The 2,130-nt window shown below is 74.0% G+C and carries 2 protein-coding genes; both read left to right on the top strand.

The genetic code is table 11. The features are described from left to right. A partial coding sequence (locus tag DY240_RS32330; RefSeq protein ID WP_233552843.1) for a hypothetical protein occupies positions 1-764 on the top strand: 764 nt, incomplete at its 5' end. Positions 765-1,613: 849 nt separating this feature from the next. Then, a partial coding sequence (locus tag DY240_RS23100; RefSeq protein ID WP_147375466.1) for a single-stranded DNA-binding protein occupies positions 1,614-2,130 on the top strand: 517 nt, incomplete at its 3' end.

The following is a 2,130-nucleotide window of genomic DNA, read 5'->3' as shown; positions in this document are numbered from 1 at the left end:
GCCGCGGCGGTGGTCCGCGCGGCGGCGCGTCTCGCGGGCCCGCCGACGGCGCCGACCGGTCGCGATCGGCCGCCGGACCGAGCGGTGCGCCCCGCGTCCCCGATCCTGTCGTCGACGAGGACGTGACCGGCCGCGAGCTGGACGAGGAGATCAGGTCCGAGCTCAGCGCGCTGTCCGGGCAGATGTCGGCCGCGGTGGCGCGGCACCTGGTGATGGCCCAGCGACTGCTCGAGGACGACCCGCAGCTGGCCTACGAGCACGCGATGGCCGCGCGGCGGAAGGCCGGGCGTATCGGCGTCGTCCGTGAGGCCGCCGGGGTCGCCGCCTACATGGCCGGCAAGTACGCGGACGCCCTCGCCGAGCTGAGGGCCGCTCGCCGGATGACCGGCTCGGCGGAGTACCTGCCGATGATGGCCGACGCCGAGCGTGGGCTGGGACGCCCGCGGCGCGCCCTCGACCTCTCCCACGATCCGGCCGTCACCGGTCTCGACACCGCTGGCCGCGTCGAGATGCTCATCGTGGCGGCCGGCGCCCGCCGCGACCTCGGCGATCACGAGGCCGCCGCCGTATCGCTGCAAGTCCCAGAGCTGCGATCGAACGCGCGCGCCGAGTGGGTCGCCCGCCTCCGCTACGCCTACGCCGACGCGCTCCTGGCCGCCGGCCGCGAGAAGGAAGCACGCCGGTGGTTCCTGCGAGCCGCCGAGGCCGACATCGACGACGAGACCGACGCCGCCGAGCGCGCGGCCGAACTCGGCGAGGACTGACGGGGCTCGGGCCGAGCTGGCCGGGGACTGACCGCTCGGCCGAGCTGGGCAAGGATCGACCGCTCGCGCGGTCGGCCAGACCGCGCGATTCCATGAACGTCCATGCTCTGGGCATGAAGGAGCCTGTGCGGATCCAACGCTCGGAGGGCACCACCGGAGATTCTCCGGCCGTCCTCGCGGGGGCGCCGTTGCCGACTGCCTTGGCAAGCCCCACCGTCGCGCAGCATCGGACATATCGGACGCGGGAGCAACGACCAGGCTTGCCAAGACGCGGACTGGGTGACGATCCGCGACGCCGGCCGGGAGATTTCCCGTTGCGGCACGGGCGAGTGCCACAGGCTCGAAGGGACTGTCGCCTGATCGGCTCCCGCGAGCGCGGAGTGAGCGACGGAGGTGGCGGCGCACTCCGGGGATCGTCCGTACCGTGAGCGGAGACCGCTGGCCAGATCGTCTGGACCAGCACGCGTTCATGGCCGGGCTGGTTGTCGCCAGGGGTGCGCGATACGTCCCGACGCTGCCCGACGGCGCGGCCTGCTGAAGTGGCCGGCCGCGGTGGCGGCGCTGAGGGCCGCACAGCCGGGCGCGTCGCCGCGGTGGTGGCGCTGGCGGCCGCCGCGTCACCGTGGGGGTCGGCCGCCGTGGCGGCGCTGAGGGCCGCCGCACAACTGTCGGTGTCGCTCGCCGAGGTGCGCACACGGCCGCCGGACGACCCCGCCGGCCCGCCGCTGTCCACAGCCCCGACCACTTCGTCCACTCGTCCACATTTCGGCATTCCGCGGCTGCACGCCCCCTCGGCCCCGCCCCACCATGGGGAGCAGGTCCCGATCCCCTCAGCCGAAGGAGCCGCACATGAGCGCGAGCACGAAGCCGGTCGAGCATGCCAACGAGGTCCGGCTCGTCGGCCGGTTGTCCGTCGAACCCGAGGCGGTCATGCTGCCCAGTGGCGACGAGATCGTCACCACCCGCCTGGTCGTCGAGCGTCCCCGCCTGCCGGCGGGCGTCCCCGCCCCTCGCCGCGTCGACACCGTCACCTGCACCGCATGGGGGCCGGCGCAGCGACGAAGTCTGCGGGTGCTCGACCAGGGTGACACCGTCGAGATCATCGGGGCACTGCGCCGCCGGTTCTGGCGCTCCGGTGCCGGGCCCGGTCAGAGTACGTTCGAGATCGAGGTCGAGTCGGCGAACCTGATGGCCAGGCAACCGCCGCCGACACCGAAGAAGCGCGCGGCACGAGCCTCCGCGCGGGCGACCCAGCCACCGGCCGACCCGATGCCCGAGCGGCGCCTAGGTGTACCCGGCCATCACGTTGGTGGCAGGCGGCTGATCGGTGGGAGGCCGCCGAGTGCGCTGTGGCGTCGTCGAGTGT

The sequence above is a fragment of the Jiangella rhizosphaerae genome, assembly GCF_003579925.1.
GTDB lineage: Bacteria > Actinomycetota > Actinomycetes > Jiangellales > Jiangellaceae > Jiangella > Jiangella rhizosphaerae.
This window is presented reverse-complemented; position numbering and strand designations above follow the sequence as displayed.